Source organism: Bacillus sp. F9_6S_D1_P_5, assembly GCF_054823925.1.
The window spans coordinates 1-25244 of sequence record NZ_JBTREW010000020.1 but is presented as its reverse complement, the minus strand read 5'-3'; the positions used below and the strand labels follow the sequence as shown (position 1 = coordinate 25244).

The window sequence follows — 25244 nt, the reverse complement described above, 5'->3', positions numbered from 1 at the left end:
TGTCTTATTCATTGATAAGACAGCTTTTCTTTATGATTTTGTTTACATAACACTATTATTTTTGTATAACGATTTTTGTTTAAAAAGTTCTATCCGGCTAACGGATAGAACTTTTTTGTAATTAAATGGGTATTTACAATCTTTTTGTGTCAGTGTATTATTTAACTAGTACACCGATACAAAAGGAGGGAAGAAATGAAAATAGAGTTTTCTCCAAATAAACCAATTTACATTCAGGTAATGGAATACATAAAAAAAGAAATTGTAACAGGGCATTTATCGCCTGGTGATAAAATTCCATCTGTACGTGAATTAGCGAGTGAATTACAAGTAAATCCAAATACGATTCAGCGTACATTTCAAGAGCTAGAACGAGACGGAGTTGTTGTAACGCGTAGAGGAATGGGACGATATGTAACGAATGAAGGGGAGAAAATTATGGAGCTGCGCAAAGAGATGGCGAAAGAATTACTTCATTCTTTTATAGATGGAATGGATAATTTAGGTTTTTCAGAAGAAGAAATTCTTACAATCCTTCGTTCTTCATTACATGAGAAAAGGGAGGAGAGCGAATGACAGAGTTATTAAAAATAGAAAACTTATGGAAAAGATACGGATTAAAAGCAGTGATCCGTGAATTAAACATAGAGATTACGGAAGGGAAAATTATAGGACTCGTTGGAGATAACGGGAGCGGGAAAACGACGTTATTGAAAATGATTGCCGGTCTGCAGCATCCTTCCGAAGGGAGTATTACAATCGCTGGTAAAAAGGTAGGATTGGAAACGAAAGAAATTGTTTCTTTTATGTCGGATAAACCAGTATTTGATGATTGGATGACGGTAAAAGACTCTTTATTTTTCTATCGAGATTTTTATAAAGACTTTGACATTCAAAAAGCGGTAGATACGATTGCGGAATTTAAAATACCGTTAGAAGAAAAAATTACAGCTTTATCAAAAGGTATGGTTGAAAAACTACAAATTATTTTAACATTTTCGAGAAAAGCGAAGTTATACGTACTAGATGAACCGCTTGGTGGAATTGATCTCGTTTCTAGAGAGCACGTATTGAATCTCATTCTACAATTTTATCGAGAAGATTGTACGATATTAATCTCGACTCACTTAATAGATGAAGTTGAAAATATTTTTGATGAAGTAATCTTTTTAAAAGATGGAGAAATTGTATTGTATGAAAATGTAGAAGAGTTACGCTTCCAGCGAGGAAAAGCTGTTACAGATGTGTTTAAGGAGGTGTTTAGTAAGTGAAACCGTTACTTTCTTATTTATGGAATGTGAATAAGAAAAAATATATTGTTACTTTTTTAATCTTTGTGTTAATTGAAGCAGTTTTATTTTCACAAATGATTGTAAAAAAGAGTGAGGCAGCTTTAATTAAACAAGAGGCGATATTTGGATTCATTATTATGATCTTCCTATTTTATGTTTTGTATATGTTTTTACAAACGATGAAGTCGTGTTCGCGATTACTAACAAATCCATTGTTGCGGGTTACAGCAATATCTGGGAAGCAATATGTTTTTTCTATACTTATCTTCTTTTTTATTGTAATGGCTATATGGTATGGAATATGTGGAATTCTTTTCTATGTAGGTTATGTATTAGCATTTCCTACGACGTATGTATATAGAGATGCACAAGAGATGATGCAAACAGGTATAATAAACAATTTAATATATGCAATGAGTGATTTATTTGAATTTTTATTTGCGGTGTTACAAATTTTATTAGTAGTTACTCTTGCTAAATGGTTTACAAAGAAGAAAAAAATACAAAATATACTGATTGTAATTATTCTTCTAATAGTAAGTACAGTGATTACTTTAGTGACAACACTGCTAGGGAGATTAGCTCCAGCTTTCCAAGGATTGCGAAGGGTCGAATATCGTAGTGAAGGGAAAGGTCTGTTTATTGATATGTTTCAAGAAAATGGATTTAACATTTTTAATATAAGTTTTATGGTAATTGTTAGTGTCCTCATAGTATATGTAATTTCTTATATTATCGATAAAAAACTAGAAGTCTAAAGGAGGAATCAACATTGGGAAATGTAGTAGTAAAGTTAGAGAATGTTCGAAAAAAGATTGGTGGAACGGAAATTATCCGTGGTTTATCATTTGAAGTTCGTGAAGGGGAAGTGTACGGGTTCCTTGGACCGAACGGTAGCGGTAAAACGACGACAATTCGTATGATGACAGGCCTTATATCAATGACAGAGGGCGACATTACAATTTGTGGTCATAGTATTCGCACGGAGCGTGAAAAGGCACTAGAGCAAATTGGAGCGATCGTAGAAAATCCTGAACTATATGATTATATGACAGGAATGCAAAACTTAAAGCATTTTGCGAACATGGCAATTACACCAATTAGTAAAGAGCGCATTGCTGAAATTGTAAAGCTTGTTGAGTTAGAGCATGCGATTCATAAAAAAGTGAAAACATATTCACTTGGTATGAAACAACGTTTAGGAATTGCACAGGCATTACTTCATCAGCCGAAAATTTTAATTTTAGATGAGCCGACAAATGGATTAGATCCAGCTGGTATTCGCCAAATTCGTGATTATTTACAACGTTTAGCGAAAGAAGAGAATATTGCTGTAATCGTATCAAGTCACTTATTAAGTGAAATTGAACTTATGTGTGATCGCGTCGTTATTATTAAGCAAGGTGAGTTTGTACAAGAGTACAACTTACATGAACAAGCGAAACATGATGAGACAGTCGTCGTAGCGTTTGAAGTAGATCAAGTACAGAAAGCAAATGAGATCATTAAAGGTAAGTCGCAAGGAAATGTAATTGCAGTATCTGTAACGAAAGAAGAAATTCCAAAACTTGTAAAAAGACTTGTGAATGACGATGTGCTTATATACGGAGTTACTGTTCAAAATAAAACGTTAGAGGATGAGTTCTTAGCGATTACAGGGGGAGTGAAAGCGTAATGTTTAAATTAATTCAAAATGAATTTTTAAAGTTACATGCGAAAAAAGGTATGTATATTTTAATTGGGGTTATTGCAGTATTGGAGATTTTGGGAGTTTTAGCGATGCTGAAATGGGGAGACGGAAGCGAGTTTAAAGGATCATATTTAGATTTTGCAAGTTCAGAGATTGGTTTAATTACTTTGTTTGCAACAATTTTTGGCATTACGATTGCTTCTCGTATGATTACTGATGAGTTCCAAAAAGGTACAATTAAGCAATTATTAATCCGTCCAAGAAAAAGAATTACCGTTTTATTCTCTAAATATATTACAGTATTACTTACTATAGTATTTATCATATTTGCTAACACGATCATTTCAATGATGATCGGCGGAATTGTAATGGATGGTAGTAAAACAGAATTAACGATAGGAATCGTAATGAAATCTACTTTATATCAAGTACTTTCACCGTTCTTCTTTGCGACGCTTGCATTTTTCTTAGCAAACGTATTTAGAAAGTCTGTATTACCATTAATTATTACGATGTTCCTCTTCTTTTTACAAGGACCAATTAATATGGTACTGATGATGTTTGCAAAAGGTGTAGCTAAATTTGTAGTGTTTTTCCATTTAAATTTAAGTGTGTACGATAGCAATAAACTAGTAAGCGGCGGAACGGAACCGACATTTACAGAGTTTACATTTACAACTTCCTTATTACTTGTAGCTGCATACTTTGTTGTATTACTTGTAGCATCAAGTGCATTATTCCAAAAACGTGACGTATTATAATAAAAGAAATCCCCGCTTATAAAAACGGGGATTTTTATTACATAACTTTCTCGTATATTTCGCCTGAAAGAAAAGTGTAAAATAAATTACTATTTATGTTGTCTGAAAGTGTTTGAGAAAAATAGGAAGAATTTCAACTATATTCATATTATAATTTAATTATCACACCATTTATTTTTACTATCTTTGGAGGTGTTCTATATGCACTATGCATTTTCACGCATAAGACTACGCAGCTTTTTTGGATGGATGATTATAGGATTGTTCCTTACGATGATCCCATTAAGTCTAGCAAATGTTTCTGAGAATACGATGGAGGTTATTTCACAAATAACTATATTTTTTGTATTTCCGTTATTTTGGTTATACGTAAAAACAAATAAAAATAATGTTGTATTCAATAGTTTTTTTGATAAACCAGGACGTTTACCGTGGGGATTAATTGTATTAGCAACGATAATGGGAATGATTTTTTCAGTTGGTATATCTCATATTCAATTTTACATATTAGCACACACATTACCGAATTTCTTAGTTACTATGTTAGAAGACGGAAATGTTATTAACACGAGTAACGTATATATGACGATATTTACTTTCATTTCGGCATGTGTGTTAGCACCTATTATGGAAGAGGTTATTTTTAGAGGGTTCTTTTTACAGCGAATGACTCATAAATGGGGGATTAAAAAAGCTGTAATCATATCTTCACTGATTTTTGGTCTAGGACATTTTGATGTTATTGGTGCGTTCATGTTTGGTGTTGTAATGTGTCTTTTATACATAAAGACGAAAAATATATGGACGAATATCGCTGTACACGCTCTAAATAATTTCATTGCAACAAGTATGCAATTTGTCGGTGGAGAAGAGAGTAGCGCCATTTCAATTTCTGAATTACAAGCGCAAAGTAATTTATGGATCGGTATCGGTCTTACAGTTGTTGGGTTACTTTGGTTAATTCCTTATGTTTGGAAACAATGGCGCATGGTAAAAGAAGTGGGTGTGCCACCAGTGCGTTTTATAAATGAGGAAAAAGTAGTGAGTGCATTACAAGAAAATGAAGTGTATAGTCAAGTGATCGTAACAGATAGACTGATGGCTGTAGAGCTACCAGATGAGGCTGTAAATAAGCTGCGATTAGAAGAAAATGATTATGTAACAGTATCTGTAGAAGAAGATAAAATCGTTATAAAGAAAGCGCCTGATAGATAATTAAAAAGTAGCTCCTTAAGAGCTACTTTTTAATTTGTAATAATTTCTACACGAAAATTATTACCGTTCTTTACATATTTAATATCTGTAACAGTGCGGACTGTTTTTAAAATTTCAACTTTTTCACCAATTCGAGGGATAGTCGGAACGTTATCCCAAATACCAAGTAAGTCATCTAATTGTGCCGTTTTTTCATAAAACCAGATTTTCAATGTAAAGCCCCTTTCTCGAACTTTATGTATTTTAATACATAATATATTATTTTTATTCTTATTGTAAGGGGTTTTTTTATATTTTATGAATAAAAATTAATTAATCTTCTGGGAAGATATGTTCGATATCAGGAGTAAGAGATACTTCTGATAATACGATATGAGAAACAGTCGTTGCATATGAGGAAACATCATTGATAAATTCTTCAAGTTCAACGAGTGAAGGGACAGAAATTTTTACAATGTAGCATAAGCTTCCTGTTACTCGGTAACAAAAACTTGCAGATGGATAAGACTGAATAAACTGTTGCATACGTGTCGTATCACCATTTTTTAAAGTGATTTCTAAAATACAATCTAAAACAAGTCCTGCTTTTTTATAATCGATATCGATTGTGTACTTTTGAATTACGCCTTCACTTTCTAGTTTACGAACACGTTCTGCAGTAGATGGAGCAGATAAGTTTACTCGTTTCGCCAATTCACGCATGGACAGGCGACTATCATTATATAATTCATTTAAAATTTTTCGATCAACACGGTCTAGTTGCATTTGTAAATATACCTCCAGTAAAATAATGATTTTTGTAAAGTGAAAATATAAATTAAGATTCATATGAAATGTAAAGTGAACTTTATTTATTTTACAATAAAACAGAAGGAAATAGGAGGGGAAATGATGGAGAGAATTTCATTATCAAATATGGGAGATACAAAGTTTCAAAAGTTATTAGGGCATACTCCAGAGTTATTACATTCATGGAGTATGGTAGAGAGTACACTGTATAGTAAAGGAACTCTCTCGGCAGAGTTGAAGGAGCAAGTAAGAAGAACATTAGCTTACGGGAATGAATGTCCGTACTGTATGGCAAAGGGAAGGCCTGATGATATGCAAAAAGTAGAAGAAATAAGTGTAGCCGTTACTTTTGCACATACGTTTGTTCATGATAAACAAGCGATAGATGACAATATGTTTCGTGTGTTGAAACAATACTGGACGGAAAAAGAAATTGTAGAGCTTTGCGTTTATATTTGTTTTATTACTGCGTCACAACAACTTGGTTTTCTGTTCCAATTACAGCCGAATAAAGGAGAAAATGATGATGAATCAAATAGCACTTATTATAATTGATGTACAAAAGGCGTTTCAGTTACCATATTGGGGCCAGAGAAATAATCTTTTTGCTGAAGAAAACATGAGAATATTATTAGAAGAATGGAGAAAAAGGAAGCGACCAGTTTTTCATATTCAACATGTAAATAAAGAAAATGCGCAGTCGATGTTTTATGAGGGAGTGGAAACAGTCAACTTTAAAGAAGGGGTGCAACCACTATCAGGTGAAGTGGTTATTCAGAAATCCGTTAACAGCGCATTCATTGGGACAAATTTAGAAGAACAATTAAGAGAGAACAAATGTAATGCAGTAGTGGTTGTAGGATTAACGACAAATCATTGTGTGGAGACTACGACACGAATGGCAGGGAATTTAGGATTTACAACGTATGTAGTGAGTGATGCAACGGCTACTTTTAACCGTAAAGGTCTAGATGGTAAAGAGTATAGTGCAGAAGATATTCACAATATGACACTTGTAAATTTGCATGAAGAGTTTGCAACGATTGTGACGACAAAAGAACTATTAAAATTATTTTAAGAAAATAATTGCGAATTATGTAGAAAAAAATGAGAATATTTCGTATAATCTAAGTACAATCATTTTGAAATAGGGGTGGCATCATATGGAGCAAATTCCGGTAAAGAGAATAGAAGAAGTACTTGTTGTAGCAGGGAACGATAAACAGAAGCAAAAGGAATTTTATGAATTGCTCTTATCTACTGAGTTTTATGTTGCTGGTTCACTAGAAGCAGAGGACGGGGCAACAGAAGGGATACTTCGTTTGCGTCATTTCCAAGGAGAGGATAGATGGATTGTTCCGTTCTTTACACAAATGGAATTTGTAAAAGATGTGTTGCCAGAAGGAACGCCCCTTATTACGATACGTGGGAAAGAGTTATTTGGTAGCATTGAGAAAGATGCTACAGCAGTATTAAATGTTGGAACTGATATAAGTAAAACATTTATTCCAGAAGAAATTGCAGATATCGCATCTGGACGAATTTTTAATTATTATAAATAAAAGGAAAAGCGGAATCGCTTTTCCTTTTTAATTTGAAAACGGAGTGGCTATGCCAGAGGAAATAGAGAGTGTTTTATTATTTGTATTTATTGTCGCTGTGGTTCCAAGAGGAATCCCGATGTTTGGGCTTATATGACCGATCGGTAAACTGAATAGAACAGGTATATGATGTGGTGCGAAATATTCATATAGTATTGTTTGTAATGATTGAGATGGTTTAGAAGGAGTACAGTCGTGACAACTTGTAAAAATAACACCACTACACTCATTGAATTTTCCAGATAAAAATAGCTGATTTAACATACGGTCAATGCGATACGGTTCTTCCCCAATGTCTTCAAGGAGCAAAAGTTTATTAGCCGTATTTAGCTCATAGGATGAGCCAATTATACTCGTTAATACAGTTAAATTCCCTCCCACCAATGTGCCTGTAACGGTACAGGAAGAGGTAGGGACGATACATTCTGAAGCAGATAAGATGGTGGAATACGGATGGAATAGTTGATTGAAAGAAGATAAAGAAAGAGAATCTACCCCTTTTCCTAACTCTTCCACCATTGGGCCATGAAAAGTAACGAGCTTTGCATAACGTGAAAAGGCAGTATGTAAAGCTGTAATATCGCTATATCCCCAAAAGATTTTTGGATTTTGCCGAATGATTTCATATTGAATGTGAGGGAGGAGACGGGCACTTCCGTAACCACCTCGTGCACAGAAAATGGCCTTTATTTCATGATTTGAAAAAGCTTCATGTATATCATCGAGACGAACTTGATCACTTCCAGCTAAATATCCATATTTCTCATAAACACTCTTCCCGATTACTACAGATAACCCCATTTCTTGTAGTACGTTTACACCTTTTAATACATTTTCAATTGTTGGTGGGCCAGACGGTGCAATAATCATTACTGTATCACCTTGTTGTAACGCATTTGGATATATCATTGTTTTCAGCCTCCTTCACTTTCAATATATTCGCTTCATAGGAAATTCAACCCTTGTAAAAGAAGGGGAAAGTTTGTCAAATAAAGAAGATATAAGGGGAATAGGAGGAGAAATAATGTTTACAAGTCGAGTGTTAGATATATTACAAATTAAGTATCCAATCATTCAAGCAGGTATGGCAGGTGCGATTACGACGCCAGAACTTGTTGCAGCTGTAAGTAATAGCGGAGGATTAGGAACGCTTGGAGCAGGCTATATGAGCCCTGAACAAATTCGTGAGGCGATTTATAAAATAAGGGAACGAACGGATAAGCCTTTCGGTGTTAACTTACTGTTAACGAAAGAGATACAGATAGAAGAAGAGAAGGTAACCTTGGCAAAAGGATTACTTAGCGGAGTGAATAGAGAATTCGGTATAGAGGAAGAAGAGCAGTTAAAGCTTCCGAAAAGTTATAAAGAACAATTACAAGTGTTAGTAGAAGAAAACGTGCCAGCCGTTAGCTTTGCATTTCAAACGTTAGAAAAAGAAGAAATAGATGACTTAAAAAGAAGAGGAATAAAAGTCATTGGAACAGCTACTCATGTGGCAGAGGCGAAAGTACTTGCTGAATTAGGAGTAGACATTATTGTCGGTCAAGGTAGTGAGGCAGGAGGGCATAGAGGAACGTTTATTGGGAAAGAACAGGACGCTATGATTGGGACGTTTGCATTAATTCCGCAGTTAGTAGCAGCAGTCCCGCATATCCCAATTGTTGCAGCAGGTGGTGTAATGAACGGACAAGGGCTTGTTGCGGCATTTACACTGGGGGCAGAAGCTGTTCAAATGGGATCAGCCTTTTTAACGAGTGAAGAAAGTATTACGCATGATGTGTATAAAGAAGCAGTTTTACGTAGTACAGATACGAGTACAACTGTGACCCGTGCGTTTTCCGGGAAATATGCACGGGGTATTCGTAATGAATTTATAGAGAGACATGAAGGGAAAGAAGAAGGGCTTCCGATGTATCCAGTGCAAAATGTATTAACCTCTAAAATACGCCAAGAAGCAGCAAAACAAAATAAAGGAGAATACATGTCGCTTTGGGCAGGGCAAGCGTCATCATTAGCACGAATAGAATCAGCTCAGCATGTTGTGGAGCGAGTGATGAAAGAAGCAGATAACGTAATCGAACAATTGCAAAATGTATATAGAAAAAGACCACTTGAATAATTCAAGCGGTCTTTTCATTAGTTTGCTTTATAAAATTGTTGGACGGCCTCATCGATATAAACCCAGCCTTTCCAACCTAAGTGCATATGATCTTTTAAGAAGTATTTATCATACTCATGATTTGAGAAGTCGGCAATTGGATAGCCAGCTTTCTCAATTTGCTCATGAACTTTTTTATAGTACAATTCGCGGCGTTCTTTCGGGAAGCCAGCGTAATCGTACCAAGGACCTTTTACAGGAACAGAAATGAAGAGCGGTTTTGCACCAGATTGTTTTAATAAATCAAGTACAATTTGTAAATCTTCATATTCTGGCGATTGATCATAAGCATCATTTTTTAAGTAGCCTTCACGTTGCTTTAATTTCTTCTTGATTTTGCTGTTGAAGTAACCATCTTCGATACCATATTCATTAGATCCAGATTCTGCTGCACCTGTTTGATCTGCATGTTTACGAGTTTCATCCCAGTTCATTTGTTTTAATGAAGGGTCAAGTTTTTCTTTATGCGGTTTAATATCAAACATTGCTGTAAATAAATCTTTGCGATCTAAAATGTTACGATAAATATAAGCGAAAGGTTTAGCTGCAAGTGCTTTTACTTTATGCTTTGTATCATCGTAAACGATACCTTCAAGCGAAATTTTAAATAAAGTTTCTTTCTTAACAATCTCAAAGTTTAATAAACGCTTTGCAATTTGCTTTTTCATTTCAGGTTTTACATCATCGTTGAAAATGAAGTGGTAACCTTGCTGTTTTGAAAAGTTAGGTGCAAAGTGTGTTTCATCAATACCTTGTGGCACAAACCATTGCGGGGAAAGAACGAATACCATTTTCTTATCCTTCAATTGATCCATTGTAGATGCAAAGTTTAATACATGTACAAGGTCTTGTGTTCCACCGCGTCCAAGTAGGAATGGTGTGAATCCTTCAGGCTTTACTTTGAAATAATTTGATGGATGGTAAGCATCCATACGTGCGAATTCCGATGATCCATACATCGGAAGGTATTTTGAGTCTGCTAACATCTTTTGCTGTAAAATCATACTTTGAATTTTTTCTTCTTTTAAAGAAGTGGCAGCTTGTTCTACTTTTTCATCACTTAAAAGTGGAAGTAGGAAGCGCGTTGGAATAAGTAAGAATACAGCAAAAAGGGCCAATGCTAAAAGCATCGGACCAAATTTTGCTTTGTTCATCGGATTTCTTCCAACTTCTTAATAACCATGTTTGGAGTAGCCCACTCGTCACGGTCAAAATCAGAAATAGAAACTTCAATATCTAAACGCTCTTGGAATTCAACTAATAAAGATACTACAGCGAAAGAATCAAGAATACCTTCTTCAAATAATTGAACATCTAAGTTTTCTTTCACAATATCGTTTTCACATACTTCTTCTAAAATATCTAATACTTGCTCTTTGAATTCTGCCATTTTTAAAATCTCCTTTATATCCGAAATATATTATATGTGCAACTTCTTACTAGTTATAAGAAGGGTGCATTAAAAGTATCTGTTAAGGTGTCCAGAGAAAATTAGGAAACCGAAACATACAACGTGGAACGTAATTACAATCGCAAGGACGTGTGTAAATTTATTGTTTGGCCAAAACTTATGCTTCTTGTTTTTTCGTTCGAAAATGTCGAATAAAATGAACAGTGCGGCATGATAGAGACCATAAATAACATATTGTGCAACAGCGCTTCCTTGGATGTGCCAAATTCCCATAATGAAGAAGTTTAAAAATGCACCGATATACGAAATTGTGTAACGGTTCTTAATTAACTTTTTCTTCGTTGCAAAAAAGACGAAACGCATGTAGATAAAATCACGGAACCAGAATGATAAACTCATGTGCCAGCGGTTCCAGAAGTCTTTAATGTTACGACTAAGGAATGGCTTATTAAAGTTTTCTGGAGTTTTAATTCCCATCATGTAACTGATACCAATTACGAACGCACTATAACCTGCAAAGTCAAAGAATAACTGCATACTAGTAGCGTACATAAAAATCGCATTAGATAAAAGTGTATCTTGATTGGCGAATACGGCCTTTACAAGATATGTTGTTATCAAGTGCGCAATTATAAATTTGTACAGGAAACCTTGGAAAATACGGTTAAGCCCTGTATATAGTAACTTTTGATATTCTTCAGCGCTAGGCGGCTTTTGAATATCTTTTTGGAATCTACGGTAACGATCAATAGGTCCACTTGAAATCGCAGGGAAGAATAAAACAAACTCCCAGAAATTAAAGAAGGAAAGTTCTTTAATTAAATTATCACGAACTTCAAAGACCATTTGTACAGCTCTAAATGTTACGTAAGACATACCTGCGAAAACAATAAAATGTAATTCAGGTACAAATGGTGCGATTTTTGCCAAAATAAGTGGCAAAATCGATAAAATAACAGCTATGCAAAACATGAATGTACTATTATTTTGTTTTCTTAAAATTAAATAGCCTTTAATTAGGGCATATTGCCAAATAATAAATGCGGCTAACATAATCGCTTGCTTCGGTTTATCAGAGAAGATAATAGCAATCATGACTAATGTTAATACGGCATTATATTTACGCAACATTTTACCTTTTAATCCAGCTATGATAGTAGGTATTAATAAAATGCCCACTATAGCGAAAAAATAAAATGATCCATATGCGGTCATGCTGTAACCTCACTCAATAATTTTTTGCGATCTACCTTTCCATTTGGTGTCATTGGAATAGAAGATTGATACATGAATTTACGAGGAATCATGTAGTTTGGTAATCGCTCATTGAGTTCTTTTTTAATTGCAGATGTTAATTTGAATTCTTTTTCAAATGAATGTTCGCCAGGAACAACAACCGCTAATAAATAATCGTATTTCTCACCTTTTTTAATTGGAACGATAACTGCTCCTTCTACGTAAGAACACGCACGAAGGTGATGCTCAATTTCTTCTAATTCCATTCGATAACCATGCAGCTTAATTTGGAAATCAAGACGACCATTATAGAATAGAAGACCATTTTCAACATAGCCAGCATCGCCTGTTTTATAGGCGCGCTCACCGTCAATCATAGTAAATGCTTTTTCTGTTAATTCAGGGCTTCCTAAATATCCAACGCTTACGCTTGGACCGACAATTACGATTTCACCTTTTTCACCATCAGGTGCGATCGTGCCATCTTCTTTCATAATAAGAAGGCGGCAGTCTGATTTACAGTAACCAACTGGAAGTGATTTGTATTGATCAAGCACTTCTTCTGTAACGTGAATACCTGTTACAGCGACAGTAGCTTCTGTTGGACCGTACGTATTCATAATTGTTGCTCTCGGGAAACGCTCAATTAATTTTCTAGCTACTTCATTTGGTAACACTTCACCGCAGAATAAGAATGTTTTCATGTTCGGTAGCATACTCTCAGAGAAAGATGCTTCCATTAAACACATCTCTGCGAAAGATGGTGTTGAAGTCCATACTTGTATATCCGATTGCTCTAAAGAAGCAAACAAGTCTTTTGGACGTGCAATCATATCTTTATCGATTGCCCAAAGTGTACCACCTGTTACTAATGATGGGTAAATATCCATGACAGATAAATCGAATGAGAAAGGTGCTTGATTTAAGAATACTTGCCCTGTTTGTAAGTTGAAATCTTCTACAGCCCATTTTGTAAAGCTTACAAGGCAGTTATAAGTAATCTGAACCCCTTTCGGATTACCTGTGCTTCCTGATGTGTAAATAATGTAGAAGTTCTCATCACCTTTTACCGCATGTTCAGGATTTGGAGTGTTCCCTTTATGAGTAAAGAAAATATCTTTTAAGTTGTCTTCACTTACAATGCGAACTGGTAAATCAGTTACAGTTACTTCAGTTCCTGATAAAAGTAGTTTCGCACCAGAATTTTCAGCGATACGTTGTACACGATCAACTGGGATAGATAAATCTACAGGAATATAAGCATGTCCAGCTTTTACACATCCTAAAAAGTTAATAATCATTTCAGGTTGCATATGGCCATACACCATAATTGGTGAACGATCATCTGGATACGCAGAAGAAATCCAATGTGCTAACGCATCAGAATCTTCCTTTAATTGTTTGTACGTAATTTTCGCATCTCGCCAAACAAAAGCAGTTTGATCAGGCGTTTCAATAGCCCACTTTTCAATTTGTTCTAATAACTTCATAACGTTCCCACCCTAGAATTCATTGTAAATAAATGTACTTGTGTTTGTATCATGGAATCCATACAACCAAAGTAATGCAAATAAAATTGCAAGGTAATAAACCGTCTTTGCAACCCATTGTGTGAGTGGTCGAGACCATATCTCTTTTAATCTTTCCATGTCTTTCCCTCTCTTAATGAAATAATAGCTCTTTGTAGGTATCATGTCCTACATTATTGTGAAAAAAACAAAATTCCACATTTTAGGTAAAAATAAGTCAAAAGGCTCTTTTCTGATATTAGCACTAAATACTAAAAAAGAAAATCCCTAACTTAGCAATTATATTACATTCAGCACCAATTTGTAATGGGTTTGATATGTAAATAGAAAGTGGATTGTGTGAATGTATAAAAGTGGTCTGGGAGAATGGATAGGAATGTAATATTTGTTTGAATTTTTGAGCTTTTCATAGTTCATGTATGGATTGTTAAAGTTTCGTAAAAGGAGGAATTTCTGATGAAGAGGATGTGGAAGGATTTTATTTCAGAAGAAAACATTATTAAATGGAGACGGTATTTTCATAAACATCCGGAATTATCATTTCATGAAAAAGAAACTTCGCAATTTATATATGATACATTGTGCTCATTTTCTTCTTTTGAAGTAACGAGACCGACGAAGTATAGTGTACTAGCAATTAAAAGAGGAACGGAACAAGGGAAAGTAGTTGCGATTCGGGCTGATATAGATGCTTTGCCAATTCAAGAGGAGACAAGGAAATCTTATACGTCTGCGAATAAGGGAGTGATGCATGCATGTGGACATGATGCTCACGCCGCTATTTTGTTAAGTACAGCAGAAGTACTATCAAATATAAAGGAAGATTTTGCAGGTGAGATTCGTCTATTTTTTCAGCATGCAGAAGAGGTATATCCTGGCGGCGGACAAGAAATGGTTGAGGCAGGCGTGATGGATGGTGTTGATTATGTAATTGGTTTACATGTTATGTCAGGACTTGAGAGCGGGAAGATTGGAATTGCATATGGGCCGATGATGGCGGCACCAGACGTATTTACAGTTGAAATTCAAGGGAAAGGAGGGCATGCAGCGAGGCCAGAAGAAACGATAGATCCTATTGCAATCGGAGCGCAGATTATTACAAATCTACAACATATCGTATCAAGAAATACAAGTGCTTTCATGCAAAGAGTCGTTTCAGTTACGCAGTTTCATGGGGGAATGGCTGATAATATTATTCCTAGTGCAGCAACTTTAATGGGAACTGTTCGTTCATTTAATCAAGCATTAAGGGTGGAAGCAGAAGAGAAAATTGAGAAAATCGTGAAAGGAATTACAAAAGCACATGGAGGGGAGTATACATATTCATATCGATATGGATATGATCCGGTTATTAATGATGAATATATTACGAAAGTAGTAGAAGAAAGTGCACTACATTTGTTTGGGAATGAGCGTGTTGTGAAGCTGGAACCTTCTATGGGAGGAGAAGATTTTTCAGCATATTTAAGAAAAGCACCTGGTTGTTTCATTAAATTAGGAACAGGTAATGAAACGATAGATACTTGCTACCCGCATCATCATCCAAAGTTTGATGTGGATGAATCAGCTTTAATTTATGGAGTGGAATTATTTCTAGAGACAGCGATAAGACTACTAAAATCATAAAAAAGTATAAAAAAAGGCAACTGCGCTCTATCGCAGTTGCTTTTATTTCTTTCCGTCAGAGAGGGCTGAGAAAGAACTATGCTCATTTATAGTATATGAATAGCTAACGGACAAGCTTGTACCTTTTAATCATTTTTTTTAAAATAGTTGTTGACATTGATAATCAATGTCAATTAATCTAAAAGTAGTTGAAATTGATAATTATTATCAATAGGATGGATGCGACATGTTAATGAGAAAAAAATTTCACCTTCTGCGGAGGGGATTAAAAGATAAAAATAAAGAAGTTGATCAGCATATGGAATGGCAACGAAATGTAATTCGTTCAGAATATGTAGATGAGAAGAAGAGCATTCAGACAGAAAAAGAGATACAAAGTAAAGGGAGAGGTTCAGTTGAGTAAGTTAGTAATGATTTTTGCAAGTATGAGTGGAAATACAGAGGAAATGGCTGACCATATTGCCGGTGCAATTCGTGAAACAGAAAATGAAATTGAAGTTATTGATATTATGGATTCACCAGAAGCTTCTATATTAGAACAGTATGATGGAATTATTTTAGGTGCATACACTTGGGGAGACGGTGACCTTCCTGATGATTTCTTAGATTTTTATGAAGCAATGGATTCTATTGATTTAACTGGGAAAAAAGCGGCAGTCTTCGGATCATGTGATTCGGCTTATCCGAAGTACGGTGTGGCGGTTGACATTTTAATAGAAAAGCTACAAGAACGCGGAGCTGCAGTTGTGTTAGAAGGACTAAAAGTAGAATTAACGCCAGAAGATGAAGATGTAGAAAAATGTTTACAGTTTGGAGCTGAATTTGTAAAACACCTTTCTTAATGGCAGAAGGGAGATGAAGAGCAAGTGCATGAGAAAATCGCAATCAAAACGATGACAGATTATCATTTGTATGATTTTATGCGTTGTCCGCATAAATTTTATTTTCGTCATATAAAAAGAAGAGAACCTTCTTCGTTTGAATGGCAACAAATCGCACAAATGATTGTGAATCGAATTATTAACGAATATTACACGCTACCTGCGGGCCAACAAACGAAAATTGTACTTTTAATATTAATAGAAAAGTATTGGAAAAAAGTAAGGGTTAATATGTTTGCTTCGAAGGCGGAGTATTATATTGTGTTAGCGAAGCTAACAGATCACTTATTACAGTTTGTTGAAAGAGATGATAGTCAGACACCGCCGTTATTTTTATATGAAAAATTTCAAACATATATGGAAGAGCTAGGTGTCCACATGTCATTGACATTAGAAGTTGGTGAGTGGAGTACTGAGTCGTTTGTAATTAAAAAGTATGTTGTCGATGCGGATGAGGAAATGCTTGCTCTTTGTCAAAAGTTAATGACAGTATTTAGTTATAAAGCTTTCGGCATTCTTCCAGGGAAAATTGAAGTAATTAATTTAATAGAAGGAACTAAGTATGAGTACATTCCGAAACAGGAAGATATTATAACTGGAATGGCTGATTTATCTAGAATGAAAGAAATGTTGCAACAGCCTGAGCATTATACAGAGCGTCATTTTCGTTCTGAGTGTATAAGTTGTGCGTTTCGTAGTGAATGCCAAAGGGAAGAAGTACAGAAAGAAGCGAAGCAGAAGAAAAATATCGTACATTAAAGGATGCAATGTTGCATCCTTTTTTGTTATTGACATGAAAAGCTTTTCATCATTTACCGTATATTTGTAGCAGATTTTAATTAAGGGAGGAACAATCAATGAAAGATGAAATGAAAGTATTTCAATGGTTAAAAGAACAGAATGCTCCTTTTGGGATTCAACTACAAATTTTACAAGCATTTCAACTGTATAAAGTCATTGTTGAAATGGATAAAAAGTTAATGATGTATGAGGAGAGAGAGTATAGGGAGAGAATATAATCTCATCCCTGTAGTATTAGTTTCAGTTTTTTAGTACCTGCTAGGAATTCAAGTTCATTCTTTGTTTCAAAGTTATAAATAATATTATGTAGTAAAGGGCTGTATTGATAAAAGGTAGTGATACGGTGAATGAGTAATGGATCATGGTGTGAAATAAGCATGTTGTATTGTTCATATACTGATGTAGTAAATTCATGTCCGAAATCATAATATAGCCCAGCAAAGTCAAAGGCGGGATCTCCCATTTGAGCATCACCAAAATCGATAATACCTGAAATGGTTTTATTTTGTTTATCAAATAAAATGTGATGATGTGTAAAGTCAGCATGAATAATAGTATTTTGAAAAGTGGATGTATCGATACATGTAAAGAAATTTTCAAATAACCGATTTAAAGATGAATGCTGTAACGAAGTAAGACTGTTAGTAACATACTGATTTAACTTAGTTTGTAGCTCTTTCCAGTAGGTAAGTGTTTTTTCAACAGGGAACCCTAACGTTGTACCTTGTTTTAAAGGAATACTATGTAGAGTTGCAAGGAAGGCAGCTAATTGTGTAATAATAGTTTTCAGTTCTTTATCCTCAAGCTTGGTAACTGTGTCTGTTTTTAATGGTTCACCATGAATGAGCGTGTAGTAACTACAAAGTGGAACCGCATCAGCATCATTTCTATATAATAGGTGATAGTGTGGAACCTTAATTTCATGTAGTGAATAAGAGAGGAGTGTGCATAGTTCTTTTTCTAACGGAATTCGCATTGCATATTCCTGTTTTCGCGGGAAACGAAACAATAGCTCATCATTTACAATAACCGCTACATTATCCCATCCTTCTTCATTTTGTTTATATGAGTGTATAGAAAGATTAGGCAAAGCTTCTTTTATATATTGTTTGTAAGAGTCCATACTTGTTCCTCGTTTCTGATTTAAGTTATTCTGCTTTATGATATCAGAATTTTCTTTCTATATGTTAAAATATAACTATCATTATGAAGAAGGGTGGGAGTATTACGAAGAAAAGAATAGTAATCATTTCTCTATGTATCGTTTTTGGACTGTTTTGGTCATATAAAGGAGAAGTTTTTGCTAGCTATAAACCGATTGATCAGTACGGATTAAATAAGGAATTAAAGAACAAAAGCATAGAAACTTTAACTCATAATGAAATGAAAAAGGTAGGAGAACATTTTGTGACAGAACAACTATCAGTGTTTGAATTTCATGATAAAGAAGATGTGAAACGAAAAGGTGAAGAAATATTTGTGAATAGTGGGTATGAACAATTAATGAAAAATTATTATCCAAATCGTTTTCGGGATTTAGAGTATAAATTTACAAACGAGGAGATACGTGAAGTGACGGATGAAAGTTTTCTCTATCAAACTGTAGCGTACGTGGCGGGTATTGAAAATGGTAAGAGAAGCGAAATGAAATTGAATTATGAAATGAAAATTGTAAAGGTTAATCATACATTTAAGGTGTTAGAACAAAAACAGTATGTACAATAAAGTGAAATATGAATCAGTATCATAAATAGCGGGATAAAAAAATCCCCCAGTTCTTTGAGGGATTCTAAAGGTTTTCATTTTGTTGACCAATTTCTTTTTGAGCAATATATAAATTCCCTTGCTCGACTTGTTTCTGAGTAAGAACAGAATCACCTGCATATCCTTTTTCTGTTTTTACAGTTCTTTTTGAACGATTGGAATTTTGTTTCTTCATAATAATAAATCACCTTCCATCAAAAATAAACGAAAATGATAAGCACGAGTAATACAGCAGCAAAGATGGTAATACCCATTAAAAACGAAGTGTTTTTATATTTCGGTGGCTTATGTACATCTTGCCGATATCCAGGTGAAATTTCAGGGGCGAATTCTTCATCGAATGATTGCTTCTTTTCTTTTTCGTCCATATACATCCACCTTTCTTTTTCATTATGTTATACGTTCATAGAAAAAATATGCATAAAGAAAACCACCCTCTATCGTGAGTGGTGGTTTTCTGTTGTATATTGTCTTTGCACTTGAAAGAGACGGACAAGAAGGAAGATGGCGCCAAATGCTAGACCGATAATAAGACCGATCCAGTATCCTTTTGCTGCCCAGTCCGTATACGTTGCTAATATGTAACCGAGAGGGAGACCGATTACCCAATAAGCGATTAATGTCATAATTAAGGCAACGTTTACGTCTTTATAACCACGTAGAGCTCCTTGTACAGGCGTTGCAATTGCATCTGAAATTTGAAATAAAATCGCAAATATAAGAAATTCTTTTGCTAAATGATGAACTTGTACATCTGTCGTATAAATAGAAGCAATTTCATCATCAAAGAAGTAAAGAAGAATGGAATACAATAGCGCGAATGCAAGTGCTAAGACAATCCCGATAAATCCATATTGTTTTGCGTTATTATATCGCTTTGCTCCAACTTCGAATCCAACAGCGATGGTCATTGCCATTGCTAAACTTAAAGGAGTCATATATAACAAGGAAGCGAAGTTCATAGCTGCTTGGTGGGCTGCAATTGTTGTCGTACTAAAATTACTCATCATAAGTGTTACCGCAGCGAAAATACTCGTTTCAAAAAAGATAGCAAATCCGATAGGAACGCCAAGTTGCAAGAATTCTTTCCAACTTGAAAGAGAAGGACGATATAATTGTTTAAAGATATGGAAAGATGCGAAAGGCTCTTTCGTACGAATAATTATAACGGTAATAATTAAAATGCACCAATAGGTTGCGGCAGAAGCAATTGCTGCTCCGACACCACCGAGTTTTGGAAAACCGAAATGACCGAAAATTAATACATAATTTAATACTACGTTAATTGGTAAAGATAGTAATGTAATAATCATCGTTGTGCGAGTTTTTCCTAATGCATCAATAAATCCGCGTAAAACAGTGTAAGTAAATAAAGGAATAATTCCAATTGCAATAATACTTAAAAACTGTGCTGCAATACGTTCCACAGGTTCTTCTAATCGCATGCCGTTTAAAATAGGCGAAACAGCGAAGAATCCGATAAGGATAACAACAAAACTAGCACAGATTGCTAAATATACTGCTTGTATAACAACGTGAGGAACATCCTCTTTTTTCTTAGATCCAATGAGTTGTGCAACAATTGGAGTAGTGGCCATCAAAATTCCTGTTAATCCCGTACTAACTGGAATCCATATACTTGTTCCAATCGCGACACCTGCTAAATCAATAGGGCTTGCATGTCCTGACATTGTCGTATCGAAAAAACTCATTGCAAATAATGACATTTGCGTTACGAAAATCGGGAAAAATAGTAATACAAATTGCTTTAATTTTTGTGAGAATGAATTAGTTTCTTTCATAAAATCCCCTTTCCGCTAAAAAAAACAAACTCTTACTATCATACAATTTAATCAAAAAATAGAAAAGAAATACGCGTATACAACATGTACAATCAATAAAAAAAAGATGCACTTTAAAAGGGGATAAGGTATTATGATAAGGTGTGAAAAATTATATATTCGTTATTAAGGAGGCACTACTCGTGGCTGATTGGTTAATTGGAATAATCATGGGTGCTGTTGAAGGTTTAACAGAGTTTTTACCAGTATCATCAACAGGACATATGATTTTAACAGGTCATTTACTTGGATTTGACGACGAGAGAGCGAAAGTTTTCGAAGTTGTTATTCAATTGGGATCGATTTTAGCAGTTGTCGTTATATTTTGGAAGCGTCTATGGTCTTTAGTAGGTATAGGGAAAGTAACAGAAGGACCATCGTTAAATTTATTACATATTATTATCGGAATGATTCCTGCCGGCGTACTTGGCGTATTGTTTCATAGTGCGATTAAAGAAGTTTTATTTGGGCCAGGCCCAGTTGTCATTAGCTTAGTGGCTGGTGGTATTTTAATGATTGTTGCTGAGAAGTTTTCAAAACCAAGTACAGCAAGAACATTAGATGAAATCACATATAAGCAAGCATTTACAATCGGAATGTTCCAATGTTTAGCGCTTTGGCCAGGATTTTCTCGTTCTGGTTCTACAATAAGTGGTGGGTTATTAGCTCGCGTGTCACATACAGCGGCAGCTGAATATACATTCATTTTAGCAGTACCAATGATGGTAGCTGCAAGTGGCTTAGATTTAATTAAAAGCTGGGATATATTAAGTGCGGCTGATATACCGTTATTTGCAACAGGATTTATTACAGCATTCATTGTTGCGATGCTTGCAATTGTTTCATTCTTAAAATTATTATCTCGTGTAAAACTAACACCGTTTGCTTACTACCGTTTCATTTTAGCTGCGGTATTCTATTTCTTCATTATGTAATAAAAAAACTGCCGAGTTCGGCAGTTTTTTTATTTTACTACTTTTTCCATCATGCTTTCCATTACATGTTCCCAAAGAGAAGTATCATCCGCTAACGTAGCTCGGAAATTAGCGTACATTTCTTTCTGTTTCTCTTCGAATGTTGGATCTTCTTTTTCAGGCAACGTAGCACGCATTGAAGTTACTAACTCTTGTACTTTTGGAGCGCGTGGTCCCCAAACGGCTTGTTCCTTTCCATCTTTATTAATGAAAATAAAGATTGGAATCGCACGAGCTGTTCCATTTGTTAAATATTGATCCATTAATTCTAAGTTTTCATCGCGAATTAATAGTGACATTTCAATATTTGCAACTTCAGAAATTCGTTTCATAACAGGTACGCATAAAAGAGCGTCACCACACCAATCAGCTGTTAATACGATAACACGCCAGCCATCGTTTTGACGTTCTTCTAATACAGGAAGTAACTCATTTGGAATTAAAAAGTTATTGTAAATATGCAGTAGCTCGTATTGATTTACTTTCATTTCATTCACATATGTATCAAAGGACATACCTTTATCAGCCCATTGTAGTAAGTTCATAAATAACACCTCTTTAGTATGATTTATTTTCATTGTACCAATTTTTATATAGAAAAGCTTGTATTCTTACTCTTTCTTGTCGCTTAATAATTTATTTAATAGGAAAAAGAATAGTACGACACATAATTCAGCTATGTTGGACAGTTGTACGCTCTCTATCCATTCGTCGGCGGTATGTATGACAAACCAATCTAGCGTAATTTCAATGATGGAGAGTAGGGCGATTGAGAGCCAATTAGGCATACTTTCCATCATTGGATGTAGGAGCGCTTTAAAGAAAATGAATATAAAATATGTAATACCATCTAATAATAGAATAAGTAAAAAAAAGAGTAGTAGAGCTGTTTTGGATGAATATTCTATACCTGTAATTTGAAAGATTCCTACATATACAAAAAATATAAATGCAAAAAATATAATGAGAAATACAATAACAAAAACAATAATCAAAGTCTTATCTTTTAGATTAAGATTAGAAAACTTGTCTTCTTCCTCCACTATTACAACTCCTTTTTTTGGGAATTCAACTTTATTGTATCATGAAATGTATATTAAAAAACTACGAATTGTAGGGAAATAAGGTGACAAAAAGTAAGATTTCATGTAAGATTATTAATAAGGTTTTTATTTAACTAAATGAAATAAAAGGGGCTGTCAAAGTTGTCTCAAAATCGAGAGCAATTAATGGAAGAACTATCGACAAATGTTTTTGCTATGTTCCGCACGTTGCGTAATGATATCGGAAAAATATTTGGTGGTTACATACCGTGGAATGAGTTCATCGTCCTTAGAATATTGAATCGTACGAATAAAGAAATGGTATCACGTGTAGCGAATGAGTTAAATGTGTCGAATAGTCATATTACAGCTGTTACAGAAAAATTAATTAATAAAGGTTTTGTAACTCGTTCACGTTCTACGTCAGATCGACGAGTTGTATATTTGGAGATTACAGAACAAGGAAAAGATTTAGTTGCGAAAATGGAAGGTGCGAAAAAACAATATTTACAAGAAAGATTTTCTACGCTTTCAGAAGAAGAAATGAATATAATGATATCTATTTCTAAAAAACTTATTTAAGTCATTATTAGTAAGAAAACGTTTACGCGAAAAAGGTGAAGACTTTCCTTATATGAGGAAGGTCTTCTTTCGTATGTAAAAGATTATAAAAAAGAAAATATGTAACATACTACTAGTAAAGAAAGGGGGCAGAAATATGACAAATCGTAATGGTAGTAAAGGGAGCGGAAATCAAGGTTCACCGAAATCAGGTCAATTTCAGCAAGAGTTTAGTTCTGAATTTGAGACTGGTAATGATAATAAAGGAAAAGAATATCGTTCGAAAAAAGGAAGTAAATCAAAAAAGGAGTGAATTAATTCACTCCTTTTTTGATTTAAGATGCTGCAGATTGATCTGTATTATATTTTTCTTCTGATTTTGCAACAATCATTGCGCAAATTGCATCACCAGAAATGTTTACAGCTGTTCGTGACATATCTAGAATACGGTCAATACCGATAATTAAGGCAATACCTTCTACTGGTAGATTTACTTGATTTAAAACCATCGTCAGCATTACGAGTCCAACACCTGGTACACCCGCAGTGCCGATACTAGCTAGTACAGCAGTTAATACGACGACAGCTAATTGGGACACAGTAAGTTCGACCCCGTATACTTGAGCGATAAACACAGTTGCTACGCCTTGCATAATGGCAGTACCATCCATATTAATCGTTGCACCTAGTGGTTGTACAAAAGAACTTATCGCTTTTGGAACGCCAAGTTTTTCTTGTGCTGTTTTCATTGCAAACGGAAGAGATGCATTAGAGCTAGATGTACTAAATCCAATTGCCATTACCGGTCCGAAATGTTTAAAGAAACGGACAATGCTTTCTTTTGCTAATACCTTTAATAATCCGCCATAGACGAAGACGCCGTGAATAATAAGTACTAGCATAACGACAATCATATACTTGAACATCGCAGCGACGCCTGCAAGACCCATTTTACCAACGGATGAAGCAAGCAACCCAAATGTTCCGATTGGAGCTAATTTCATAACGAGATTAACAAGATACATCATTAATTCGTTGCCCTGTTCAAGTAATGAATGAATACCTTGGACCCGTTTTCCTAAAATAGCTATACCAAGTCCAATTAATACGGCAAAGGCAATAATTTGTAACATGTTTCCATCCGCCATCGCTTTTGCTGGGTTATCTGGTACGATATTTAGCAATGTATCGACGAAAGATGTTTCGGTTTTTGCACCTTCATATTTAAGCCCTTCGGTTTTAAAATTACCACCAGATCCTGGTTGTATAATAAGTGCAAATGTAACTGCAATAGAGATGGCAACGGCTGTAGTTACAAGAAAGAATGAAATTGATTTTAAGCCGATTCTTCCAAGTTGCTTCGGGTCCCCAAGCCCAGCAGCTCCAAGTACGATAGAAATGAATACAACAGGAACAACTAGCATTTTAATGAGGCGAATAAACAATTGACCAAGTGGATTGAACACATATTGATTTAATGGTTCAAAAATGGATGGTGCAGCTAAATTTAAAGTGAGTCCGACAACTAAACCGAGAAATAATGCAATTAAGATTGCTTTTGTTTGTTTCAATAAAACCCCCTCCTTATTTTTGTGAAATTACTTTCTAAATTAATTGTACCGAAAAACTACCTATTTTGACAGTTTTTTTCTGAATATTTTGTATAATAATGTCTATTTAAATATAGATTGCCTTTGCTAAAGTAAGCAGAAAAAGTTAAATAATCTATTTAGAAAACAAAATAGACCATCGCATAGGATGGTCTAGGGAAGGGGACAATTTATGTCAATTTAATTAGGGATGGAAGTTGTTCAAGACACTGGGGAATGTCTTATAAATTAGGGAGGAACAACTTCGATACATATACTATAAAAGGTGGATGTGACCCCTATGTGAACATAGAGTGAAAGAGAGAGGAAGTTTTAAATAAGCGGTAGAGTAAACAAAAAATAAGACCATCACAAATGATGGTCAAAGGAAGGGGACAATTTATGTCAATTTAATTAGGGATGGAAGTTGTTCAAGACACTGGGGAATGTCTTATAAATTAGGGAGGAACAACTTCGATACA

At 34.8% G+C, this 25244-nt stretch carries 34 protein-coding genes; 19 read left to right on the top strand and 15 right to left on the bottom strand.

From position 1 onward, the window contains the following. Window positions 1-195: 195 nt before the first annotated feature. The 6 genes from ACUXEY_RS21475 to ACUXEY_RS21450 all read left to right on the top strand — a co-directional run bounded on the left by ACUXEY_RS21475 (window position 196) and on the right by ACUXEY_RS21450 (window position 4958). Window positions 196-576, top strand: coding sequence for a GntR family transcriptional regulator (locus tag ACUXEY_RS21475; protein WP_461301562.1), 381 nt, complete (start codon window positions 196-198; stop codon window positions 574-576). Continuing rightward, window positions 573-1271, top strand: coding sequence for an ABC transporter ATP-binding protein (locus tag ACUXEY_RS21470; protein ID WP_461301561.1), 699 nt, complete (start codon window positions 573-575; stop codon window positions 1269-1271). The genes ACUXEY_RS21475 and ACUXEY_RS21470 overlap by 4 nt, the downstream gene beginning before the upstream one ends. Then, a complete protein-coding gene (locus tag ACUXEY_RS21465; RefSeq protein ID WP_429598874.1) occupies window positions 1268-2050 on the top strand; it encodes an ABC transporter permease in 783 nt (260 codons plus the stop codon). The genes ACUXEY_RS21470 and ACUXEY_RS21465 overlap by 4 nt, the downstream gene beginning before the upstream one ends. A 14-nt stretch (window positions 2051-2064) precedes the next feature. After that, window positions 2065-2967, top strand: coding sequence for an ABC transporter ATP-binding protein (locus ACUXEY_RS21460; protein WP_461301560.1), 903 nt, complete (start codon window positions 2065-2067; stop codon window positions 2965-2967). Beyond that, complete coding sequence (locus ACUXEY_RS21455) at window positions 2967-3743, top strand: ABC transporter permease (RefSeq protein ID WP_461301559.1); 777 nt, start codon at window positions 2967-2969, stop codon at window positions 3741-3743. Before ACUXEY_RS21460 ends, ACUXEY_RS21455 begins: the two co-directional genes overlap by 1 nt. Before the next feature lie 201 nt (window positions 3744-3944). Beyond that, window positions 3945-4958: a CPBP family glutamic-type intramembrane protease gene (locus tag ACUXEY_RS21450; RefSeq protein WP_429598880.1), complete on the top strand. Its 1014-nt coding sequence runs from the start codon at window positions 3945-3947 to the stop codon at window positions 4956-4958. A gap of 29 nt (window positions 4959-4987) precedes the next feature. On the opposite strand, the gene ACUXEY_RS21445 is transcribed toward ACUXEY_RS21450, so the two are convergent. Further along, window positions 4988-5170 carry a DUF3913 family protein gene (locus tag ACUXEY_RS21445; RefSeq protein WP_000707107.1) on the bottom strand — a complete coding sequence of 61 codons (183 nt, stop codon included), beginning with the start codon at window positions 5168-5170 and terminating at the stop codon, window positions 4988-4990. Window positions 5171-5270: 100 nt separating this feature from the next. Continuing rightward, entirely contained in the window at window positions 5271-5723 is a 453-nt protein-coding gene (locus ACUXEY_RS21440) for an Lrp/AsnC family transcriptional regulator (protein ID WP_001175498.1), read from the bottom strand. Between the two features lie 63 nt (window positions 5724-5786). Between ACUXEY_RS21440 and ACUXEY_RS21435 the strand changes: the two genes are divergently transcribed. From ACUXEY_RS21435 to ACUXEY_RS21425, 3 genes are all read left to right on the top strand, one after another. Beyond that, window positions 5787-6302 (top strand): carboxymuconolactone decarboxylase family protein, encoded by a 516-nt coding sequence (locus tag ACUXEY_RS21435; protein WP_461301558.1) that lies wholly within the window; start codon window positions 5787-5789, stop codon window positions 6300-6302. Continuing rightward, window positions 6271-6825, top strand: coding sequence for a cysteine hydrolase family protein (locus ACUXEY_RS21430; RefSeq protein ID WP_429598885.1), 555 nt, complete (start codon window positions 6271-6273; stop codon window positions 6823-6825). Before ACUXEY_RS21435 ends, ACUXEY_RS21430 begins: the two co-directional genes overlap by 32 nt. An 85-nt stretch (window positions 6826-6910) precedes the next feature. Further along, a complete protein-coding gene (locus tag ACUXEY_RS21425; RefSeq protein ID WP_087958001.1) occupies window positions 6911-7309 on the top strand; it encodes an SseB family protein in 399 nt (132 codons plus the stop codon). Between the two features lie 27 nt (window positions 7310-7336). Here the strand turns inward: ACUXEY_RS21425 and ACUXEY_RS21420 are convergent, their stop codons facing one another. Beyond that, the gene (locus ACUXEY_RS21420) at window positions 7337-8257 is read right to left on the bottom strand and encodes a S66 peptidase family protein (protein ID WP_461301557.1); all 921 of its coding nucleotides are present in this window, start codon (window positions 8255-8257) and stop codon (window positions 7337-7339) included. A 115-nt stretch (window positions 8258-8372) separates the two neighbouring features. Between ACUXEY_RS21420 and ACUXEY_RS21415 the strand changes: the two genes are divergently transcribed. Beyond that, a complete protein-coding gene (locus ACUXEY_RS21415) occupies window positions 8373-9467 on the top strand; it encodes an NAD(P)H-dependent flavin oxidoreductase (protein WP_461301556.1) in 1095 nt (364 codons plus the stop codon). 17 nt (window positions 9468-9484) lie between these two features. Here ACUXEY_RS21415 and dltD read toward each other — a convergent pair whose 3' ends face one another. The 5 genes from dltD to ACUXEY_RS21390 form a co-directional block, all read right to left on the bottom strand. After that, window positions 9485-10660 carry a D-alanyl-lipoteichoic acid biosynthesis protein DltD gene (dltD, locus tag ACUXEY_RS21410; protein ID WP_461301555.1) on the bottom strand — a complete coding sequence of 392 codons (1176 nt, stop codon included), beginning with the start codon at window positions 10658-10660 and terminating at the stop codon, window positions 9485-9487. After that, window positions 10657-10896: a D-alanine--poly(phosphoribitol) ligase subunit DltC gene (gene dltC / locus ACUXEY_RS21405; RefSeq protein ID WP_000807310.1), complete on the bottom strand. Its 240-nt coding sequence runs from the start codon at window positions 10894-10896 to the stop codon at window positions 10657-10659. Before dltC ends, dltD begins: the two co-directional genes overlap by 4 nt. A 69-nt stretch (window positions 10897-10965) precedes the next feature. Beyond that, a complete protein-coding gene (gene dltB, locus ACUXEY_RS21400) occupies window positions 10966-12132 on the bottom strand; it encodes a D-alanyl-lipoteichoic acid biosynthesis protein DltB (protein ID WP_000127922.1) in 1167 nt (388 codons plus the stop codon). Further along, window positions 12129-13643: a D-alanine--poly(phosphoribitol) ligase subunit DltA gene (gene dltA, locus ACUXEY_RS21395; protein ID WP_461301554.1), complete on the bottom strand. Its 1515-nt coding sequence runs from the start codon at window positions 13641-13643 to the stop codon at window positions 12129-12131. Before dltA ends, dltB begins: the two co-directional genes overlap by 4 nt. Window positions 13644-13655: 12 nt before the next feature. Then, window positions 13656-13802, bottom strand: coding sequence for a teichoic acid D-Ala incorporation-associated protein DltX (locus ACUXEY_RS21390; protein ID WP_000440293.1), 147 nt, complete (start codon window positions 13800-13802; stop codon window positions 13656-13658). 336 nt (window positions 13803-14138) lie between these two features. On the opposite strand from ACUXEY_RS21390, the gene amaA reads away from it, so the two are divergent. The 5 genes from amaA (at window position 14139) to ACUXEY_RS21365 (ending at window position 17208) form a co-directional block, all read left to right on the top strand. Beyond that, entirely contained in the window at window positions 14139-15308 is a 1170-nt protein-coding gene (gene amaA / locus ACUXEY_RS21385) for an N-acyl-aliphatic-L-amino acid amidohydrolase (protein WP_429598902.1), read from the top strand. Between the two features lie 226 nt (window positions 15309-15534). Continuing rightward, window positions 15535-15711, top strand: a complete 177-nt coding sequence (locus ACUXEY_RS21380; RefSeq protein ID WP_000929012.1) for a hypothetical protein — start codon at window positions 15535-15537, stop codon at window positions 15709-15711. Continuing rightward, entirely contained in the window at window positions 15704-16150 is a 447-nt protein-coding gene (locus ACUXEY_RS21375; protein ID WP_461301553.1) for a flavodoxin, read from the top strand. Before ACUXEY_RS21380 ends, ACUXEY_RS21375 begins: the two co-directional genes overlap by 8 nt. A 24-nt stretch (window positions 16151-16174) precedes the next feature. Continuing rightward, complete coding sequence (locus ACUXEY_RS21370; protein ID WP_166704838.1) at window positions 16175-16948, top strand: hypothetical protein; 774 nt, start codon at window positions 16175-16177, stop codon at window positions 16946-16948. Between the two features lie 98 nt (window positions 16949-17046). Beyond that, window positions 17047-17208, top strand: coding sequence for a hypothetical protein (locus tag ACUXEY_RS21365; RefSeq protein WP_000651005.1), 162 nt, complete (start codon window positions 17047-17049; stop codon window positions 17206-17208). 2 nt (window positions 17209-17210) lie between these two features. Here the strand turns inward: ACUXEY_RS21365 and ACUXEY_RS21360 are convergent, their stop codons facing one another. Continuing rightward, a complete protein-coding gene (locus ACUXEY_RS21360; RefSeq protein WP_429598908.1) occupies window positions 17211-18113 on the bottom strand; it encodes an aminoglycoside phosphotransferase family protein in 903 nt (300 codons plus the stop codon). 83 nt (window positions 18114-18196) lie between these two features. Here ACUXEY_RS21360 and ACUXEY_RS21355 point away from each other — a divergent pair, with 83 nt between their 5' ends. Continuing rightward, entirely contained in the window at window positions 18197-18715 is a 519-nt protein-coding gene (locus tag ACUXEY_RS21355; protein ID WP_166704836.1) for a biotin transporter BioY, read from the top strand. A 64-nt stretch (window positions 18716-18779) separates the two neighbouring features. On the opposite strand, the gene ACUXEY_RS21350 is transcribed toward ACUXEY_RS21355, so the two are convergent. The 3 genes from ACUXEY_RS21350 to ACUXEY_RS21340 all read right to left on the bottom strand — a co-directional run bounded on the left by ACUXEY_RS21350 (window position 18780) and on the right by ACUXEY_RS21340 (window position 20556). After that, window positions 18780-18929 (bottom strand): hypothetical protein, encoded by a 150-nt coding sequence (locus ACUXEY_RS21350; RefSeq protein ID WP_044792831.1) that lies wholly within the window; start codon window positions 18927-18929, stop codon window positions 18780-18782. Between the two features lie 19 nt (window positions 18930-18948). Beyond that, on the bottom strand, window positions 18949-19122 hold the full coding sequence (locus ACUXEY_RS21345; RefSeq protein ID WP_000343559.1) for a hypothetical protein: 174 nt from the start codon (window positions 19120-19122) through the stop codon (window positions 18949-18951). Window positions 19123-19191: 69 nt separating this feature from the next. Next, window positions 19192-20556: an MATE family efflux transporter gene (locus ACUXEY_RS21340; RefSeq protein ID WP_461301552.1), complete on the bottom strand. Its 1365-nt coding sequence runs from the start codon at window positions 20554-20556 to the stop codon at window positions 19192-19194. 182 nt (window positions 20557-20738) lie between these two features. Between ACUXEY_RS21340 and uppP the strand changes: the two genes are divergently transcribed. Further along, window positions 20739-21530, top strand: coding sequence for a bacitracin resistance undecaprenyl-diphosphatase (gene uppP / locus ACUXEY_RS21335; protein WP_166704834.1), 792 nt, complete (start codon window positions 20739-20741; stop codon window positions 21528-21530). Between the two features lie 29 nt (window positions 21531-21559). Here the strand turns inward: uppP and ACUXEY_RS21330 are convergent, their stop codons facing one another. Both ACUXEY_RS21330 and ACUXEY_RS21325 read right to left on the bottom strand, forming a co-directional pair. After that, complete coding sequence (locus tag ACUXEY_RS21330; protein ID WP_461301551.1) at window positions 21560-22147, bottom strand: thioredoxin family protein; 588 nt, start codon at window positions 22145-22147, stop codon at window positions 21560-21562. A 33-nt stretch (window positions 22148-22180) separates the two neighbouring features. Further along, complete coding sequence (locus tag ACUXEY_RS21325; protein ID WP_461301550.1) at window positions 22181-22612, bottom strand: YrvL family regulatory protein; 432 nt, start codon at window positions 22610-22612, stop codon at window positions 22181-22183. 162 nt (window positions 22613-22774) lie between these two features. Between ACUXEY_RS21325 and ACUXEY_RS21320 the strand changes: the two genes are divergently transcribed. Then, a complete protein-coding gene (locus ACUXEY_RS21320; RefSeq protein WP_000081439.1) occupies window positions 22775-23194 on the top strand; it encodes a MarR family winged helix-turn-helix transcriptional regulator in 420 nt (139 codons plus the stop codon). A 136-nt stretch (window positions 23195-23330) separates the two neighbouring features. After that, window positions 23331-23486, top strand: coding sequence for a hypothetical protein (locus tag ACUXEY_RS21315; protein ID WP_042982698.1), 156 nt, complete (start codon window positions 23331-23333; stop codon window positions 23484-23486). Between the two features lie 22 nt (window positions 23487-23508). Here the strand turns inward: ACUXEY_RS21315 and ACUXEY_RS21310 are convergent, their stop codons facing one another. Beyond that, a complete protein-coding gene (locus ACUXEY_RS21310; RefSeq protein WP_166704831.1) occupies window positions 23509-24744 on the bottom strand; it encodes a dicarboxylate/amino acid:cation symporter in 1236 nt (411 codons plus the stop codon). Window positions 24745-25244 lie beyond the last annotated feature (500 nt).

Coding starts and splice junctions, on each gene's coding strand:
- ACUXEY_RS21475 (WP_461301562.1), top strand. CDS start 196: ATGAAAATAGAGTTTTCTCCAAATAAACCAATTTACATTCAGGTAATG.
- ACUXEY_RS21470 (WP_461301561.1), top strand. CDS start 573: ATGACAGAGTTATTAAAAATAGAAAACTTATGGAAAAGATACGGATTA.
- ACUXEY_RS21455 (WP_461301559.1), top strand. CDS start 2,967: ATGTTTAAATTAATTCAAAATGAATTTTTAAAGTTACATGCGAAAAAA.
- ACUXEY_RS21450 (WP_429598880.1), top strand. CDS start 3,945: ATGCACTATGCATTTTCACGCATAAGACTACGCAGCTTTTTTGGATGG.
- ACUXEY_RS21440 (WP_001175498.1), bottom strand. CDS start 5,723: ATGCAACTAGACCGTGTTGATCGAAAAATTTTAAATGAATTATATAAT.
- ACUXEY_RS21435 (WP_461301558.1), top strand. CDS start 5,787: ATGAAATGTAAAGTGAACTTTATTTATTTTACAATAAAACAGAAGGAA.
- ACUXEY_RS21430 (WP_429598885.1), top strand. CDS start 6,271: ATGATGAATCAAATAGCACTTATTATAATTGATGTACAAAAGGCGTTT.
- ACUXEY_RS21425 (WP_087958001.1), top strand. CDS start 6,911: ATGGAGCAAATTCCGGTAAAGAGAATAGAAGAAGTACTTGTTGTAGCA.
- ACUXEY_RS21420 (WP_461301557.1), bottom strand. CDS start 8,257: ATGATATATCCAAATGCGTTACAACAAGGTGATACAGTAATGATTATT.
- ACUXEY_RS21415 (WP_461301556.1), top strand. CDS start 8,373: ATGTTTACAAGTCGAGTGTTAGATATATTACAAATTAAGTATCCAATC.
- dltD (WP_461301555.1), bottom strand. CDS start 10,660: ATGAACAAAGCAAAATTTGGTCCGATGCTTTTAGCATTGGCCCTTTTT.
- dltC (WP_000807310.1), bottom strand. CDS start 10,896: ATGGCAGAATTCAAAGAGCAAGTATTAGATATTTTAGAAGAAGTATGT.
- dltB (WP_000127922.1), bottom strand. CDS start 12,132: ATGACCGCATATGGATCATTTTATTTTTTCGCTATAGTGGGCATTTTA.
- dltA (WP_461301554.1), bottom strand. CDS start 13,643: ATGAAGTTATTAGAACAAATTGAAAAGTGGGCTATTGAAACGCCTGAT.
- ACUXEY_RS21390 (WP_000440293.1), bottom strand. CDS start 13,802: ATGGAAAGATTAAAAGAGATATGGTCTCGACCACTCACACAATGGGTT.
- amaA (WP_429598902.1), top strand. CDS start 14,139: ATGAAGAGGATGTGGAAGGATTTTATTTCAGAAGAAAACATTATTAAA.
- ACUXEY_RS21380 (WP_000929012.1), top strand. CDS start 15,535: ATGTTAATGAGAAAAAAATTTCACCTTCTGCGGAGGGGATTAAAAGAT.
- ACUXEY_RS21365 (WP_000651005.1), top strand. CDS start 17,047: ATGAAAGATGAAATGAAAGTATTTCAATGGTTAAAAGAACAGAATGCT.
- ACUXEY_RS21360 (WP_429598908.1), bottom strand. CDS start 18,113: ATGGACTCTTACAAACAATATATAAAAGAAGCTTTGCCTAATCTTTCT.
- ACUXEY_RS21355 (WP_166704836.1), top strand. CDS start 18,197: ATGAAGAAGGGTGGGAGTATTACGAAGAAAAGAATAGTAATCATTTCT.
- ACUXEY_RS21350 (WP_044792831.1), bottom strand. CDS start 18,929: ATGAAGAAACAAAATTCCAATCGTTCAAAAAGAACTGTAAAAACAGAA.
- ACUXEY_RS21345 (WP_000343559.1), bottom strand. CDS start 19,122: ATGGACGAAAAAGAAAAGAAGCAATCATTCGATGAAGAATTCGCCCCT.
- ACUXEY_RS21340 (WP_461301552.1), bottom strand. CDS start 20,556: ATGAAAGAAACTAATTCATTCTCACAAAAATTAAAGCAATTTGTATTA.
- ACUXEY_RS21330 (WP_461301551.1), bottom strand. CDS start 22,147: ATGAAAATAAATCATACTAAAGAGGTGTTATTTATGAACTTACTACAA.
- ACUXEY_RS21315 (WP_042982698.1), top strand. CDS start 23,331: ATGACAAATCGTAATGGTAGTAAAGGGAGCGGAAATCAAGGTTCACCG.